The sequence below is a fragment of the Amycolatopsis suaedae genome (assembly GCF_004214935.1).
Taxonomy (GTDB): Bacteria; Actinomycetota; Actinomycetes; order Mycobacteriales; family Pseudonocardiaceae; genus Amycolatopsis; species Amycolatopsis suaedae.
The window spans coordinates 205,663-219,787 of sequence record NZ_SFCC01000004.1 but is presented as its reverse complement, the minus strand read 5'-3'; the positions used below and the strand labels follow the sequence as shown (position 1 = coordinate 219,787).

At 69.9% G+C, this 14,125-nt stretch carries 18 protein-coding genes; 12 read left to right on the top strand and 6 right to left on the bottom strand.

Annotation, left to right across the window (positions count from 1 at the left end):
• The first annotated feature begins 63 nt into the window (after positions 1-63).
• The 6 genes from EWH70_RS09495 (at position 64) to EWH70_RS09475 (ending at position 5,049) form a co-directional block, all read left to right on the top strand.
• On the top strand, positions 64-315 hold the full coding sequence (locus tag EWH70_RS09495) for a hypothetical protein (RefSeq protein ID WP_240686894.1): 252 nt from the start codon (positions 64-66) through the stop codon (positions 313-315).
• Positions 315-491 (top strand): hypothetical protein, encoded by a 177-nt coding sequence (locus EWH70_RS35425; protein ID WP_165436215.1) that lies wholly within the window; start codon positions 315-317, stop codon positions 489-491. The genes EWH70_RS09495 and EWH70_RS35425 overlap by 1 nt, the downstream gene beginning before the upstream one ends.
• The gene (locus EWH70_RS09490) at positions 488-811 is read left to right on the top strand and encodes a hypothetical protein (RefSeq protein ID WP_130474921.1); all 324 of its coding nucleotides are present in this window, start codon (positions 488-490) and stop codon (positions 809-811) included. The genes EWH70_RS35425 and EWH70_RS09490 overlap by 4 nt, the downstream gene beginning before the upstream one ends.
• Positions 808-1,794 (top strand): hypothetical protein, encoded by a 987-nt coding sequence (locus EWH70_RS09485; protein WP_130474920.1) that lies wholly within the window; start codon positions 808-810, stop codon positions 1,792-1,794. Before EWH70_RS09490 ends, EWH70_RS09485 begins: the two co-directional genes overlap by 4 nt.
• Before the next feature lie 56 nt (positions 1,795-1,850).
• Positions 1,851-4,190 carry an FtsK/SpoIIIE domain-containing protein gene (locus tag EWH70_RS09480; RefSeq protein ID WP_240686893.1) on the top strand — a complete coding sequence of 780 codons (2,340 nt, stop codon included), beginning with the start codon at positions 1,851-1,853 and terminating at the stop codon, positions 4,188-4,190.
• 235 nt (positions 4,191-4,425) lie between these two features.
• On the top strand, positions 4,426-5,049 hold the full coding sequence (locus EWH70_RS09475) for a bifunctional DNA primase/polymerase (RefSeq protein ID WP_240686892.1): 624 nt from the start codon (positions 4,426-4,428) through the stop codon (positions 5,047-5,049).
• An 89-nt stretch (positions 5,050-5,138) separates the two neighbouring features.
• Here the strand turns inward: EWH70_RS09475 and EWH70_RS36120 are convergent, their stop codons facing one another.
• On the bottom strand, positions 5,139-5,321 hold the full coding sequence (locus EWH70_RS36120) for a hypothetical protein (RefSeq protein ID WP_240686891.1): 183 nt from the start codon (positions 5,319-5,321) through the stop codon (positions 5,139-5,141).
• A gap of 38 nt (positions 5,322-5,359) precedes the next feature.
• On the opposite strand from EWH70_RS36120, the gene EWH70_RS09470 reads away from it, so the two are divergent.
• From EWH70_RS09470 to EWH70_RS09460, 3 genes are all read left to right on the top strand, one after another.
• Positions 5,360-6,532 (top strand): DUF3631 domain-containing protein, encoded by a 1,173-nt coding sequence (locus EWH70_RS09470; RefSeq protein ID WP_205669072.1) that lies wholly within the window; start codon positions 5,360-5,362, stop codon positions 6,530-6,532.
• A gap of 188 nt (positions 6,533-6,720) precedes the next feature.
• A complete protein-coding gene (locus tag EWH70_RS09465) occupies positions 6,721-6,909 on the top strand; it encodes a helix-turn-helix transcriptional regulator (protein ID WP_130475162.1) in 189 nt (62 codons plus the stop codon).
• Positions 6,909-8,288 carry a tyrosine-type recombinase/integrase gene (locus tag EWH70_RS09460; protein WP_130474918.1) on the top strand — a complete coding sequence of 460 codons (1,380 nt, stop codon included), beginning with the start codon at positions 6,909-6,911 and terminating at the stop codon, positions 8,286-8,288. Before EWH70_RS09465 ends, EWH70_RS09460 begins: the two co-directional genes overlap by 1 nt.
• A 261-nt stretch (positions 8,289-8,549) precedes the next feature.
• On the opposite strand, the gene EWH70_RS09455 is transcribed toward EWH70_RS09460, so the two are convergent.
• Positions 8,550-9,308 carry a class I SAM-dependent methyltransferase gene (locus EWH70_RS09455; RefSeq protein ID WP_165436214.1) on the bottom strand — a complete coding sequence of 253 codons (759 nt, stop codon included), beginning with the start codon at positions 9,306-9,308 and terminating at the stop codon, positions 8,550-8,552.
• Between the two features lie 86 nt (positions 9,309-9,394).
• Here EWH70_RS09455 and EWH70_RS09450 point away from each other — a divergent pair, with 86 nt between their 5' ends.
• Entirely contained in the window at positions 9,395-9,886 is a 492-nt protein-coding gene (locus EWH70_RS09450) for a hypothetical protein (protein WP_205669071.1), read from the top strand.
• Here EWH70_RS09450 and EWH70_RS09445 read toward each other — a convergent pair.
• Positions 9,852-10,070, bottom strand: coding sequence for a hypothetical protein (locus EWH70_RS09445; RefSeq protein WP_130474915.1), 219 nt, complete (start codon positions 10,068-10,070; stop codon positions 9,852-9,854). The genes EWH70_RS09450 and EWH70_RS09445 overlap by 35 nt on opposite strands.
• Before the next feature lie 111 nt (positions 10,071-10,181).
• On the opposite strand from EWH70_RS09445, the gene EWH70_RS09440 reads away from it, so the two are divergent.
• Both EWH70_RS09440 and EWH70_RS09435 read left to right on the top strand, forming a co-directional pair.
• On the top strand, positions 10,182-11,171 hold the full coding sequence (locus tag EWH70_RS09440; RefSeq protein ID WP_130474914.1) for a hypothetical protein: 990 nt from the start codon (positions 10,182-10,184) through the stop codon (positions 11,169-11,171).
• 13 nt (positions 11,172-11,184) lie between these two features.
• Positions 11,185-11,667, top strand: coding sequence for a hypothetical protein (locus EWH70_RS09435; protein WP_130474913.1), 483 nt, complete (start codon positions 11,185-11,187; stop codon positions 11,665-11,667).
• Here EWH70_RS09435 and EWH70_RS35420 read toward each other — a convergent pair.
• The 3 genes from EWH70_RS35420 to EWH70_RS09420 all read right to left on the bottom strand — a co-directional run bounded on the left by EWH70_RS35420 (position 11,664) and on the right by EWH70_RS09420 (position 14,011).
• A complete protein-coding gene (locus EWH70_RS35420; protein ID WP_165436213.1) occupies positions 11,664-12,140 on the bottom strand; it encodes a hypothetical protein in 477 nt (158 codons plus the stop codon). The two genes, EWH70_RS09435 and EWH70_RS35420, sit on opposite strands and share 4 nt — an antisense overlap.
• Positions 12,141-12,236: 96 nt before the next feature.
• Complete coding sequence (locus tag EWH70_RS09425; protein WP_130474912.1) at positions 12,237-12,881, bottom strand: response regulator transcription factor; 645 nt, start codon at positions 12,879-12,881, stop codon at positions 12,237-12,239.
• Positions 12,872-14,011, bottom strand: coding sequence for a sensor histidine kinase (locus EWH70_RS09420; protein ID WP_130474911.1), 1,140 nt, complete (start codon positions 14,009-14,011; stop codon positions 12,872-12,874). The genes EWH70_RS09425 and EWH70_RS09420 overlap by 10 nt, the downstream gene beginning before the upstream one ends.
• Between the last annotated feature and the right edge of the window lie 114 nt (positions 14,012-14,125).

Sequence of the window (14,125 nt, the reverse complement as noted above, 5' to 3'; positions counted from 1 at the left end):
GTTCTCGTCATCGGTGAACTGCCCGGCCTGCAAGCAGCTCAAGAAGCAGGGGAGGCGGGTCCGGTGAGCGAGAAGTCCCCAGCCGTGATCGAACGGCTGATGCGGCGCCGTCACCGTGCCGCGACCGGCAAGCAGTGGCGGGATGTGCCGCTGGACCAGCGTCGCGCCTGGTTTGCCCGGTGTGAGCCGGAGGTGCGCGCGGAGCTGGGCATCGCGGCGGATGCGGTGTGGCGGAACGGTTCCTGGCAGCCCGGCGGGCAAGCCGACCTGTTCGACGTGCTGGACACCGACAGCCTGACCGGAGGTGGTCACTGATGAGCGGCTACGAGATCCACTCGGGACAGCGTTCGTGGTGGTCCGGGGATCTGACGACGTTGTGCGGGCTGCGCATCCCGTCCCGCGACGTCAAGGGCAAGGCGTGGTTCTCCGGGCCGACCTGCCCGGCGTGCAAGCGAGTCAAGAAGCAGCAGAAGAAGGGGGGCCGCCGGTGAACGGGCAGAACACGACGTGGTGGGTCCTGGGTGGACTCGCCGGGATCGGCACTCTGGCGGTGTGGCGGTCCGGGCGCCGGGCCGGGGTGAAGGCGCGCCGGGGTGCGCGGGAGATCACCCGGATGACCGGCAACGCGGTGCGGACGCTGGTCACGGCCGCGCTGATCGTGGCTATCCAGTACGCCGCGCTGCTGTGGGTGAAGAACACCACCGTGACCGCGATCGTGCTGATCGTGCCCGGTCTGCTGGCCGGTTCGGCGGTGGCCCGGCTGCTCGCGGTGACCGAGATCGTTGACTTCGGGGGGAGGCACCACCGATGAACAGCACAGCAACGGACGCGAAGCACGTGCCGCTGTCCACTGCGGACAAGCTCCGGCAGGACGCCGACGAAGCTGCCGCCGTGCGCGCTCTGGCCAACCACCCGGACGTGATCGCGCTGCGAGTGGAGAAGGTCCGCAGGCAGGTCAACGCCGCGATCTGGGCGGGCATCCTGCTCGGGTTGGCGTTCACCATGGTCAACGTTCAGCAGTTCGCCGCCGAGGGTGCCCCGCCGTGGTCGCTGGCCTGGGTGTCGGCGTGGCTGCTGGACCCGATGGTGTCGGTGGTGCTGGTGGCGGTGCTGCTGGCCGAACAGGTCACCTCCCGCTACCAGGTGATGGACCTCGGGGGTTGGGTGCACGCCACGAAGTGGTTCGCGTTCCTGGCCACCTACGTCATGAACACGTGGAAGTCCTGGACCGTCCTGGACGCGGCCGGGATCGTGCTGCACTCCATCCCCCCGGCGCTGGTGTTCCTGGCCTCGGAGACGGCACCGATGCTGCGGGACCGGCTGACCGAGGCCGTGACCCGCGCGGCGCACCCTGCCTTCACCGGACAAGCAGGCCCCATGGCGGCCGACACGGTGCCCGCTCCGGCCCCGGTGGCGGTGCCGGAGGTGGATGCCGAAATCACGATGCCAATCCCCGCGGTTCCCGCCGCACCGGCCGACCGGCCCGACCAGGCCGACCGGCCCGCGCGCAAGACGGGGCAGAAGGTCGGGCAGAAGGGTGGTCCGCGCCGTAAGGCGAAGGCCGCGAAGTCGGCCGGCAAGCCCCGCAAGCTCGCCAACGACTACGTAGCCGAGGCTCGCGCGGCATGGGCACCGGGGATCGAGATCACCCCGGCGTGGGTCCGCTCCGTGACCGACTGCGCGCGCGGCACGTCCTCGACCGTCGCTGCCCGCCTGCGGGACGAACTCGCCACCGGCACCACCGTCACGGGGCCGACCCCGGTCGACGGCATCGAGCAGAGGGAGGCCGCCTGATGAACACCCCTGAGCACGCCACCACGAACACCGCCGACCCATCGGGAGGACCGTCCGTGAACACCGCTGAGCAGCCGTCCACGAACCCGGCCACGAACACCGTCCCGGCCGACACCGTGAACACCACCGTGAACGACGCGGTGAACGGCACCGAGGGCGCCGCCACCGACCCGGGCGCGCCCGAGGTCGCGTACACCCGCGCGGGCAACGTCGTGCCGATCCGGCCGGACGCCGCGCGTACGCCGGAGGACATCCCGGAGCAGGGCGGGGACCCACTGGCTGGGCGGGGCACCGTGCTCGACGCCCCGGCCGACGCCGACGGGGATGCCGAGGTGGTGCGGCACCCGGTTCAGGTGGACCCGCCGGAGCCTGCGAAACCGTCGTGGTGGCAGGCCGCGCGGGAGGCGAAGGTGCGTCCGCTGGTTCCGGCGTGGGCGCGTTCGCGCAGTGAGGTTCGCCAGCGGGCGAAGTGGCTTGCCGGGTACGCCGGGCACACCACGGCGTATCACGCGATCCGGTGCCCGCTGTACGCGGCCAAGCTCGCCGCCCGTGCCCCGCGTGGTCTGGGTCGGGTGGTGGTGGCCGGGCACCGGTGGGTGTTCGACGCTGAGGGCAAGCCGTTGCGCATCGCGGCGGTGGCGGCCGGTGCGACCGATGAGTACCGGCGGTTGACCGAGATCCGGGAGACGCGGGTGCGCAAGCGCAGCACGGTCGTGTTCCTGCTGTTCCTCGCGGTCCTTGCCGGGGTGTTCCTGCTCGTGACCGCGCTGTCCCCGGTCTGGTCGTGGCTGACGATCGCGGCGGCTGTCGGCGTGTTCGGCTGGGTCGGCACTCCGGCGGACAAGCCGGTGATCGGCCGGGCCGTCGTCACCAGCAAGGCGCCCAAGCTCACCTCCGATGTGGTGGTGCGCGCGCTGACTGCGCTCGGCATCGCGCAGATCAACCAGGCCGTGTCCAAGGGGCCGGGGATCACGTTCCCGGCACCGATCACCCGTGACGGCCCCGGCTGGCGCGCCGAGGTGGACCTCCCGCACGGGGTGACCGTGACCGACGTGATGGAACGCCGGGACAAGCTCGCTTCCGGCCTGCGTCGGCCGCTGGGCTGCGTGTGGCCGGAGCCGGTGTCCGAAGAGCACGCCGGGCGCCTGGTGCTGTGGGTGGGTGATCAGAACATGGCCGCCGCCAAACCGGCCGCGTGGCCGCTGGCCAAGTCCGGCAAGGCCGACTTGTTCAAGACGGTGCCGTTCGGTACCGATCAGCGCGGCCGTCCGGTCGGGGTTGATCTGGTGTTCGCCAACATGGTCATCGGCGCCATGCCCCGCATGGGTAAGACGTTCTCCCTGCGCGTCCTGGTGCTCGCGGCTGCGCTGGACCCGTGGGTTGAACTGCTGCTGTTCGAGCTGAAGGGCACTGGGGACCTGGGCATGTTCGAGCGGGTCGCGCACCGCTATGCCTCCGGCCCGGACACCGACACCCTGGACAAGGCCATGGAGGCGTTGCGGGAGCTGCACCGGGAGCTGGAGCGCCGGTCGAAGACCATCCGACGGATCGCCAAGGAGAACCCGGCCGCCTGCCCGGAGAACAAGGTCACGCCGGAGCTGGCGCGTAACCGCAAGCTCGGGTTGCACCTGGTCTTCGCCGCGATCGACGAGTGTCAGGAGCTGTTTTCCCATGAGGACTACAAGGCCGAGGCGACCAAGCTGGCCGAAGGCATCATCAAGCGTGGTCCGGCGATGGGCGTGATCCTCATCCTGGCCACGCAGCGGCCGGACGCGAACAGCCTGCCGCCTGGGGTGTCCGCGAACGCCGGGTTGCGGTTCTGCCTGCGGGTCATGGGGCAGACCGAGAACGACATGGTGCTGGGCACGTCGGCGTACAAGAACGGCATCAGGGCGACCACGTTCGGCGCCAAGGACAAGGGCATCGGCTACCTCGTCGGCGCGGCCGACGACCCGCAGATCGTGCGCTCGTACTACATCGACGGCCCGGCCGCCGAAACCATCGTGGGCCGGGCACGCACGCTGCGGGAGAAGGCGGGCACCATCACCGGCCACGCCGCCGGGGAAGCCCCCGAGGCCACCGGCCCGGCGCACTCGCTCATCGCCGACGTCGCTGCGGTACTCGGGGCCGATGAGACCAAGGTGTGGTCCGAGACCATTGTGGACCGTCTGGCCGCGCTGCGCCCGGAGGTCTACGGGGCGTGGGCCGAGCTGGACGGCCGCACGAAGGCCAACCAGCTCGCCGCCGGGCTCAAGCCCTACGGGGTCGAGACCGGACAGGTCCACGGCAAGACCGAAGGCGGCAAGACCGCCAACCGGCGCGGCGTGGTCCGTGCCGACGTCGAAGCCGCCGCCAACACTCACCGCCGCAAGACCACCAACGTCGACGGAGAGTGACGGCCGTGGGGCGCTAGCGTTCGGTGCCCGCCTAGCATCCGGCGACGCTAGATCTAGCGTCCACGCTAGCGCCCCGCACCCGCTCTGATCAGCCCACTAGCTTCTAGCGCCCGACCAGCGCAAACACCCGAAACGGCCCGGAAACCGGGGGTTGCGACCCCTCACCCGGCGCGCTGCTGGGCGCGAGCCTGCCCAAATCCTGTCACACACCGTGACTATTCTTGGAAGGTCCACGATGGATACCCCACGCAACCCGCAGCACGGCTGGGCGCTGTATCTGGCCGGTCTCGGCTGGCCTGTGTTCCCTGTCCTGCCCGGCAGCAAGATTCCGTACGGGCACCGTGAAGACCGTTGCCCGCGCACCGGCACCTGTGCCGCTGGGCACCGCACGCCGGAGCAGTACGCCACCACCGACCCGGAGCTGATCGACCGGGCATGGTCGGCACGGGCGTGGAACGTCGGTGTGGCCACCGGTCCGGCCGGGCTCACCGTCATCGACTGCGACCAGTCCAAGGACGGCAGCGACGCTGGAGACGGGCTGACCGCGTTGTCCCGGGTGGCGGGCGAGCGGGGTGTGTCCATCCCGGACACCTACACCGTGACCACCCCGTCCGGCGGACGGCACCTGTACTTCACCACCCCACCTGGCGTGGTCCTGCGCAACACCAAGGGCCTGTTGGCGCCCACCGTGGACAGCCGCGCCACGGTGGCTACGTCCTCGGACCCGGATCGGTGCTCCCGCACGGCGGCTACGAGCTGCTCGACGACACCGACCCGGCCGAACTGCCCGGCTGGTTGGTCCAAGCCCTCTCCGTTCGGCCGTCTCCGGCCATCTCAGGGCGCCCGGAGAAGCCCGTAGCGCGGCCGGGAGCCTGGGCAGCGGCCGGACTCGCGCGGGAGTGCGACGCGATCCGCAACGCGGCACCGACCACCCACAACGAGGTCCTGTCACGGGCCGCGTTCCGGGTCGGGCAGATCGTCGGCGCCGGACTGCTCGACTACCACCACGCCCGCGCCGAACTGCTCGCCGCCGGGCAAGCCCTCGTGACCGCCCGGTGCCGCTGCACCCCTCGTGAGGTCGCGCGCGTGGTGGACGCCCGGTTGCCGGCCGGTGCCCGCAGCCCCCGTCACCCGAGCACCGGCACCACCGTTGGGAAGGACGCCGCCTGATGACCACCACACCCGCTCCGCTCGCCGGAGCCGACCTACTCAACCGGCTCCACGCCGCGCTCACCCGCTACGTCGTCATGCCCTCCGAACACGCCACCGACGGCGTCGTGCTGTGGATCGCGGCCAGCCACGCCCAACCCGCCTGGGCGCACGCACCCCGGCTGGTCATCCGCGCCCCCGAGCGTCGCTGCGGGAAGTCCCGCCTGCTCGACATCGTGGAAGCCACCTGCCACAACCCGCTCATCACCGTCAACGCCTCCCCAGCAGCCGTGTACCGGTCGGTCACCGCCGACCCGCCGGTGCTGCTGGTCGACGAAGCCGACACCATCTTCGGACCCAAGGCCGGGGATCACGAAGACCTGCGCGGGCTCTACAACGCCGGACACCAGCGCGGCCGTCCCGCGCTGCGCTACGACGCCTCCACGCAGCAGGTGGTCACCATCCCCACCTTCGCCATGGCCGCCTTCGCCGGGATCGGGGCCATGCCCGACACCATCGAAGATCGCGCTGTGGTCATCCACATGCGACGCCGCGCCCCCGGCGAGAAAGCCGCTCCCTACCGGTCCCGGCGTGACCGGGCACCGCTGCGGGTCCTCGCCGACGGGCTGACCGAATGGCTACGCGCCGACCTGGACACCCTGGAGAAAGCCGAACCCCGCATGCCGGTCGAAGACCGCGCGGCCGACACCTGGGAACCGCTCGTGGCCGTTGCCGACCACGCCGGGCACGGCTGGCCCGACCGTGCCCGCGCTGCCGCTGTCGCGCTCACCCAGCAAGCAGCCGACACAGGGGAGAAGTCCGACGGGGTGCGGCTGCTGGTCGACTGCCGGGCCGCGTTCAGCGGTGCTTTCGCGCTGCCGACAACCGAGCTGCTGAAGCGGCTTCGGGCCATGCCGGAGTCACCGTGGGGCGAGTACGGCCCCACCGGGCTGAGCGCCATGAAGCTCGGCTCGCTGCTGCGCGAGTACGACATCCGCTCGACCACGATCCGGTTCCCCGGCGCCGGTCAGGCCAAGGGCTACCAGCGAGCCGACTTCGCCGACGCCTGGGGCCGCTACTGCCCCGACAGCAGCCCGTCCGAGGCCGACGAGGCAGGGGGGAGCCGTCCCAGCCGTACCAGCCTCATAACCGCAGGTCAGCCCCGGTACGGCTTGAAACCTGGTACGGCTTAAGCCGTACCACCGAAAAAGCCGTACCACCCCTGACCAGGCAAAACGAGGCTGGTACGGCTGGTACGGCTACCCCCCTCACAACAGCCCGAACCGGCGCCAAAACCGCTACCCCGCGCGACAGCAAAGGAGGCCGTCATGACCCGTCACCCTCACCCGCCGATCACCATGCCCGAGGGGACCACGCCACCATGGCAACCGCGAATTGGCTCACAGTCGCCGAATTCTGTGCAGAGTTCAAAATTTCCCGACGCACCTTTCAGGAGTGGCGAGCAAAAAACCGTGCGCCACGCTGCGTGAAGTTGCCGAATGGCGAACTGCGCGTTCGCCTGCGCGACCTAAATAACTGGCTCGAATCGTGTTACGAGGGGGTGGCCTGATGGCAGCCGTCTACAAAGTCAAGGTGTGGTCTATTCAGACCAGGTACAAGATGGATCGCAGCGGGAAGCGGGTCGTTGCCCGGTATGTCGTGCGTTGGATGGTCGAAGGTGAACGGTTTGACGAAAGCTTCCGCGTACTCCCGCAGGCGGACAGCTTCCGGTCGGAACTAGTTGCAGCGTCCCGGCGTGGCGAGCCGTTCGACCTGGAAACTGGGCGACCGGTCGCGTCGCGTGGAAAAGCCAAGCGAGTCCCGTGGTTTGTATTTTCATGTGATTACATCGACATGAAATGGGATGACAGCTCGCCGAAGTACCGTTCGAGCCTTGCCGACTCCATGACTGCGATCACGCTAGGCATGCTGCGAGATAGCGGCGATGCGCCGCCCGTGAAAGAACTCTCTGTTGCCATGCGAAAGGCGTACAACAAGAACAGCCGTGAGGCGGCCCGATCTTCGGGCGACACCGGCAGGTGGCTTGATTGGCTTGAGCGCAACACCCGTGATGTGCGCGACCTTGCCAAGCCTGATGTCTTCCGGTCGGTCCTCGCTAGCCTTGAGAGGAGAAAGGATGGGCAGCGTGCGGCGCATGACACAATCCGGCTTCGCCGGATAGCTCTCCGCAATGCGCTTGATTTCGCTGTCGACGAGAAGAAGCTCTTGTCGGAAAATCCCATGGTCAAGGTGAAAGTCAAGAAGCACAAGGCAGTAGTGCGGGAGGTCGACAAGCGGAGCGTTGTGAATCCAGTCCAAGGGCGCACGCTGTTGCGTGCCGTGCTGGAACTGACGCCGCGCCTGTACGCGTTCTTTGCGCTGATGTATTTCGCGGCATTGCGCCCTGAAGAGGCGGTAAGTCTTCGTAAGCAGAACTTGTCGATACCTGAGGAAGGGTGGGGAGAGCTTCACCTTGAAAAGGCGACTCCCGAGATTGGAGCGGAGTGGACAGATTCCGGTCGGCGAGGGGAAGAACGCGGTTTGAAGCATCGCATTGAAGATGAGGGGCGAACGGTTCCATGCTCGGACGAACTCACTGAGATTCTGCACTGGCACCTGAAGGTGTACGGGACGGCTTCGGACGGGCGGCTGTTCCGGGGCGTCCGCCATGACGGCCCGTTGTCCAGCAGTGTGTACGGCCGCGCGTGGGCGAAGGCGCGGGCGGCGACGTTCGTGCCGGACGTGCTGGCCTCGCCCTTGGCGCTGCGGCCGTACGACCTGCGGCACGCCGCCGTGTCCACCTGGCTCAACGCGACCGGCGACCCGACACGCGTCGCTGAGTGGGCCGGGCATAGCGTCGGTGTGCTCCTACGGACGTACGCGAAGTGTCTCGACGGAGGCGAGCAGCAAGCACGCGAGCTGGTTGCTAAGCGCATGAAGGGCCTGTGAGCCGGGACGCGCGTGGGCCACACGTGGGCCAGGGTGCCCGTGCACGCGCTACACGGAGCCGATACCCGCAGGTGGTCGGTCATTTCGGGGCGACACGATCATCCCCCTGTAAATCAGACGGCTTCGCCTTCGGGGGTTCGAATCCCTCACCTGCCACCCCCGGAAGGGCCCCGTGACCACCAGGTCGCGGGGCCCTTTCGGTTTTCGGGCCGAAGCTCGTGAAGGCCACCTTCATTACGTGAGACGTGGTGAAGGTGGCCTTCACGTGCGTGCGGACGCGTGCTCCATGCCGCGACGCGTGAACGCCACGACGTCGTAGCGCTCCTCGACCGGCTGCCGTGAACCGGCCCGGTCCATCCGCGCCAGACCGTCGGCGAACTCCGCGGGGGACAGGTGGGCGAACTTCGACAACGGAGCGGTCGCCATCCGGGCGCGGTATTCCCGCAGGTCGGCGGCAACGGGCTGGGCGAAGGACGTCTCACGCGTGAGCGAGAGTCCCGCGGCCGTGAGGTCGGCCACGACCTCGTCCCGGCTCGGGAAGCGCCGGCTGTCGATCTCCCGCAGCCGGGGCCAGTAGTCGTAGACGAGCGCGTCCAGGCGCTCCCGGAACGTCGTGCGGACGACCACCGTTCCACCCGGGCGCAGCACTCTGACCAGCTCCGCCGCGGCGGCGCGGCGATCGGGCAGGTGGTGTACCACGCGGGACAGCAGCGCCAGGTCGAACGCCCGCGAGGCGACCGGAAGCTGCTCGGCCGTGCCCGCCACGTAGTGGACCCCGGGGACGGCGCAACGCACCATGGCGAGCGACGGCTCCACGCCGACGGCCGTGCTGACCGGCAGCCAGCGGGCCATCGCGGCACAGAACATGCCGGTGCCCGCTCCCACGTCGAGGACGCTGGTGACCGGGCCGTTCGCCAGTGACCCGATGAACCGGACCCACGCTTCCAGGGACCGCTCCGGCATCTCGTTGCCTGCCTGGTAGACGTCGGCCAGCCGCTCATCGTCGTGCGCTCGGGTCACGTCGTTCACCTCCCACGGTGAAGCTGAGTGTGCAACTCGGCCCCCGGGAGTTGGCCACAAGAACGTCGACGGGGAGCATTGGCGCCGTGGAACTGGAGCAGGCGCTGGTAAGGCTGGAGCGCACCGTCGGACTGTGGTACGTCGACCGGCGCACGGCCTTCGACGTCGTGCTTGCCGCGTGCGACGCGCTCGTCGCGGGAGCGGACGGTCCCGGCATGAGCATGGTCGCGGCTCTGGACCGCGCCGAGGCGCACGACGGCCTGCCGGAGTTGCTGCCGACCGCACTGCGTGAGGTCGGTCTGCCCAGCTGCGACCGAGGCAGCATCGCGGCCGAGGAAACCGCGCTCCGGATCGTGGCCGCTGCAGCGTTGACCGGCGAGGTCACGCCCCGGGACCTGACCACCTGGGTACACCAGCGCCACGGCCACTTCCTCAAACTCGCCGAGGAGCTGGCGAGGCTTGACGACGCCTACGAATACACCGAGTTCACGGCTCAGACCCGGGAGGAAATCGACGCTGACGTCCTGGCCGAGGCCAGGCGCATCATCGGATCGGGCCCTGGGGGATGTACGGGGTGAACGGGGGCGGCGTGAACACCGGGAAGTCCGGCGGGTCGTAGGGCTCGTAGTCGCCGTCGCCGGACTTCTCCCCGTTGAACGCGGCCCAGACCGCCAGCACCACCAACAGCGCGATGACCAGGCCGAACAGCCACGCACCGATCGTCGCCAGCGCATCGCCGACACCACGCCAGGGCTTCCTCATCCTGCCAGGATCCGGCATCTGCCGAAAAAGTTCGAACCGCTGCCGAACCGCGTCCGTGTCTGGGGTGCCTACACCACACCAAAGCACACCGCGACCGAAGGAGCATGTCCGATGCCAAGCAAGCGCTTGTTCTTGTCCGCCGCCACGGCCGCGATCGGCCTTGTCGCGCTGAGCGCCTGCGGTGGGGCGCAGGACGGACCGGTCGCCGCACCGGTGGCCGTCGAGAACGCGGGCGCCGCCGTCGGCAAGGCACCGGCCGGCAACGCCGCCGCCGGGCAGGTGAAGCTGACCGCGAAGGACGTCAACGGCGTCGGGACGGTGCTCACCGAACAGAGCGGGATGACCCTCTACCGGTTCGACAAGGACTCGGCCAACCCGTCGAAGTCCAACTGCGAAGCCGAATGCGCCACCGCCTGGCCACCACTGTTGCACGGCGAGACCGCGCCGGAACTGACCGGCGTGGACCCCAGCGTCGTCGGCAAGGTCATGCGCTCCGACGGCCGCGAGCAGGTGACCGTCAAGGGCTGGCCGGTGTACCGCTACTCCAAGGACGCCGGGGCGGGGGAGGCGACCGGCCAGGGGGTCGGCGGCACCTGGTACGCCGTGACCCCGCAGGGCGGCAAGGCCACCGCACAGCCCGCCGCACAACAGGAACAGCAGCAGCCCGAACAGACCGTCAAACTCGTCGCGGGTGAGGCCGAAGGCGTCGGCCGCGTCCTGACCGACCAGAACGGCCGCACCCTCTATCTGTTCACAAAGGACAGCAAGAAGCCGCCGAAGTCCAACTGCAACGGCGATTGCGCGAAGCAGTGGCCGCCGGTGCTGTCCGAGGTGACGCCCGAACTCGACGGCGTGGACCCGAAGCTGGTCGGCAAGGTCAAGCGCGACGACGGCAGCTGGCAGGTCACGCTCGGCGGCTGGCCGATCTACTGGTACGCCAAGGACACCGCGCCCGGCGAGGCCAAGGGGCACGGCGTCGGCGGCAACTGGTTCGCCATGATGCCCGAAGGCTGCAAGTCCGAGGCGCCCGTCCCGTCCGCCGAGCAGGAGCAGCAGGCTCCCGCCGAGTCCGGTGAGTCCAGCGGTGGGTCCGGCTACTGATCCCTTCCGGCAGGTGAGCTCCGGCCCGGCACGCGCTGTCCACCCCCCAGCGCCTGCCGGGCCGGCCCCGCTGCGTGCGGCACTGGCGCGGATCCGCCGGGAACGGGCGCGCTACCGCAGACGCCGGGCACTGGCCACCACCTTCACCGCGGTTCTGCTCGCCGCGGGCGCCCTGACCGGGGGCGTCGTCGTGGCATGGCAGGACCGGCCTGCGACGTTCCACGGCACCGCGGGCGACATCCGGCTCGCCGCCACCGTCCATCCCGCCGACGGCTGGTCCCGGATCGTCGCCACGGTGGCCGGGGTCCGGCCGGGACAGCCGTGCCTGCTCGTCGCCACCGGCGACGACGGCGTCGCCCACCTCGCGGGCAGCTGGGTCGCCGCGGCGGGCGAGGGCACGACGGAACTGACCGGCGCGGCCCTCGTCGACCCCGGCGACCTGCGGTCGATCAGCGTGCAGACCCCCGACGGCCACGTGCTCGTCTTCGCGGTCTAGGACAGGGCGAGCCAGAACGCCGTCTGGTCGGCGGAATCCTGCCGGAAACCGCCGTCGCCGCGGGAAGTGCGGTACGCGCCGGTGCCGCCGGTGATCGCCATCGTGTGGACGGTCCCGCTCGGCGCGAGCCAGGTGTGCATCGCCGAGCCGTGCACGTCGCCCGCGGAGAAGCGGAACACCAGCGAACTCTGCACCAGCACCCGCGGCGGGCCGGACCCGACGACGTCGATGATCGTCGCCCGGATCGAGCCGTCACCCACGAGGTGACCGAACGGGTTGGTCAGTTCGAGATACACGGTGAACGTGGTGCCCGCCGTCGGCTGCGCCGGGAACGTGTCCAGCTTGCGGTGCCCGGTGAACAGGATCTCGACCGGATCGTCGGCCGCCGCGGTGCCCTGCGCCGCGAGGATCCCGCCTGCCACGACGACGGGCGCGGCCAGCAGGGCCGATCTTCTGGACACCGGCTTCGTCATTCCGCCTCCTCGACAGGCCCGACTCCTGTCGACGAGCGTAGGTACGCGACGCCCTCGGCCAAGGCTGTTCACCCGACGGTCGGGTGACTCACGGCACTAAGAACCCAGATACCGCAACACGGCGAGCACCCGGCGGCTGTAGCCACTGGTGTGCGACAGCTCCAGCTTGTCGAAGATCGCGTTGGCGTGCTTCTCCACCGCGCTCTGCGAGACGTACAGCTGTCCCGCGATGGCCGCGTTGGTGTGCCCCTGCGCCATCAGCCCGAGCACTTCGTTCTCCCGCGCGGTCAGCCGCGACAGCGGATCGACGTGCGTGGTGCGGGCCAGCAACCGCCGGACCACCTCGGGGTCGAACGCCGCGCCGCCGGCGGCCACCCGCTCCAGCGCGTCGAGGAACTCACCGACCTGCGCGACGCGATCCTTCAGCAGGTACCCGACACGCTCGCCGTCACCGGTCAGAAGCTCTGTGGCGTAACGCTTCTCGACGTACTGGGACAGCACCAGCACACCCACCTCGGGCCAGCTGCGGCGGATCTCCAGCGCCGCCCGCAGGCCCTCGTCGGTGTGCGACGGCGGCATGCGCACGTCGGTGACGACCACGTCCGGCCGGTGCCGCTCGGTCATCGCCAGCAACTCGGTCGCCGTACCGACCGCGGCCACCACCTCGTGGTCCTCCTCGGCGAGCAGCCGGACCAGGCCCTCCCGCAGGAGCGTCGAGTCCTCGGCCAGCACTATGCGCACGGCAGGACCGCCCGCACCACGGTCGGCCCACCGGCCGGGCTGTCCAGCGTGAACGTCCCGTCCGCGGCCGCGACCCGCCGGGCCAGCCCGGACAGGCCGCCACCGGACGCCCGGGCGCCACCGCACCCGTCGTCGGACACCACCACGTGGACCATCCCGTCCTCCTCCACCACATCCACCCCGATCCGCGTCCCGCCACCGTGCTTGACGGCGTTGGTGACGGCCTCGGAAACCACGAAGTACGCCGCCGTCTCGATCGGCCTGCTCAGCTCCGCCGACACCGCGTAGCGCAGGGTCAGCGGCAGGCTGGACCGCTCGGCGACGGCGTCCAGCGCGGGCCGCAGCCCGCCCGCGTCGAGCACGTGCGGGAACACCCGCCAGGACACCTCACGCAGGTCGTCCAGCGTCCGCTGGGTCTCCTCCTGCGCCTGCCGCAGCAGGTCGGCCGTGCGCTCCGGATCACGGCTGCGCCGTGCCCGGCCGACGAGCATGCCCAGTGCCACCAGCCGCTGCTGCACCCCGTCGTGCAGGTCGCGCTCGATGCGCCTGCGCTCGTCGTCAACGGCGGCGACCACCTCGTCCCTGCTGGTGGACAGGTGCGCCATCCGCCGGTACAGCAGGTCGGTGGCCGACGGCGTCAGGAAGTGCGCGGCGAGCCTGCGTTCCAGCGCCGCGACACCGATCAGCCCCTGCACCGCGACGAACAACAGCAACACCCCGAGCAGCAGGAAGCCGATCGGGTCGTACCAGTCGAGCCCGTCGGGGTCGCCGGAGTCGCTGAACTGCCCGGTGGACGCCGCCATCCACAGCGCGATCACACCGACGACCGCGCCGTAGCCGATCAGCAGCAGCACCCCCAGACCCAGCCCGCCGACGATGCTGCGTGCAGTGAGATACCGCACACCTCGCCAGCCGCCGCAGGGTTCGAGGTCGGTCACTCGCAGCCACCGGGAGAGCCGCCTGCGTTCCAGGTAGACCAGTCGGTCAACAACCCGGGAGACGAACGGTCCGGTCGCGGGTACGGCGAGCAGCGGGGAGCCGACCAGTACGAACGCCAGCTCGGCGACGGCGGTGAGCCCGCCCAGTGCCAGCCCGGCTGTCGCCCGCGCCGCGGCCCGTACCTGTCCCACATCGCCGAGAGTAGCCAGCGGAGTGCACTGTCCGTACTGCGGTTTTCCGCACCGTCATTGGGTGTGCTTCCCCAGCGACCACGCCGCCCGGCACTTCTACCGTCGGAAACACGT

Excerpts from the sequence above, each read along its gene's own strand:
- EWH70_RS35425 (WP_165436215.1), top strand. The coding sequence starts at position 315 with ATGAGCGGCTACGAGATCCACTCGGGACAGCGTTCGTGGTGGTCCGGG.
- EWH70_RS09485 (WP_130474920.1), top strand. The coding sequence starts at position 808 with ATGAACAGCACAGCAACGGACGCGAAGCACGTGCCGCTGTCCACTGCG.
- EWH70_RS09475 (WP_240686892.1), top strand. The coding sequence starts at position 4,426 with ATGGATACCCCACGCAACCCGCAGCACGGCTGGGCGCTGTATCTGGCC.
- EWH70_RS09470 (WP_205669072.1), top strand. The coding sequence starts at position 5,360 with ATGACCACCACACCCGCTCCGCTCGCCGGAGCCGACCTACTCAACCGG.
- EWH70_RS09465 (WP_130475162.1), top strand. The coding sequence starts at position 6,721 with ATGGCAACCGCGAATTGGCTCACAGTCGCCGAATTCTGTGCAGAGTTC.
- EWH70_RS09460 (WP_130474918.1), top strand. The coding sequence starts at position 6,909 with ATGGCAGCCGTCTACAAAGTCAAGGTGTGGTCTATTCAGACCAGGTAC.
- EWH70_RS09445 (WP_130474915.1), bottom strand. The coding sequence starts at position 10,070 with ATGAGGAAGCCCTGGCGTGGTGTCGGCGATGCGCTGGCGACGATCGGT.
- EWH70_RS09440 (WP_130474914.1), top strand. The coding sequence starts at position 10,182 with ATGCCAAGCAAGCGCTTGTTCTTGTCCGCCGCCACGGCCGCGATCGGC.
- EWH70_RS35420 (WP_165436213.1), bottom strand. The coding sequence starts at position 12,140 with ATGACGAAGCCGGTGTCCAGAAGATCGGCCCTGCTGGCCGCGCCCGTC.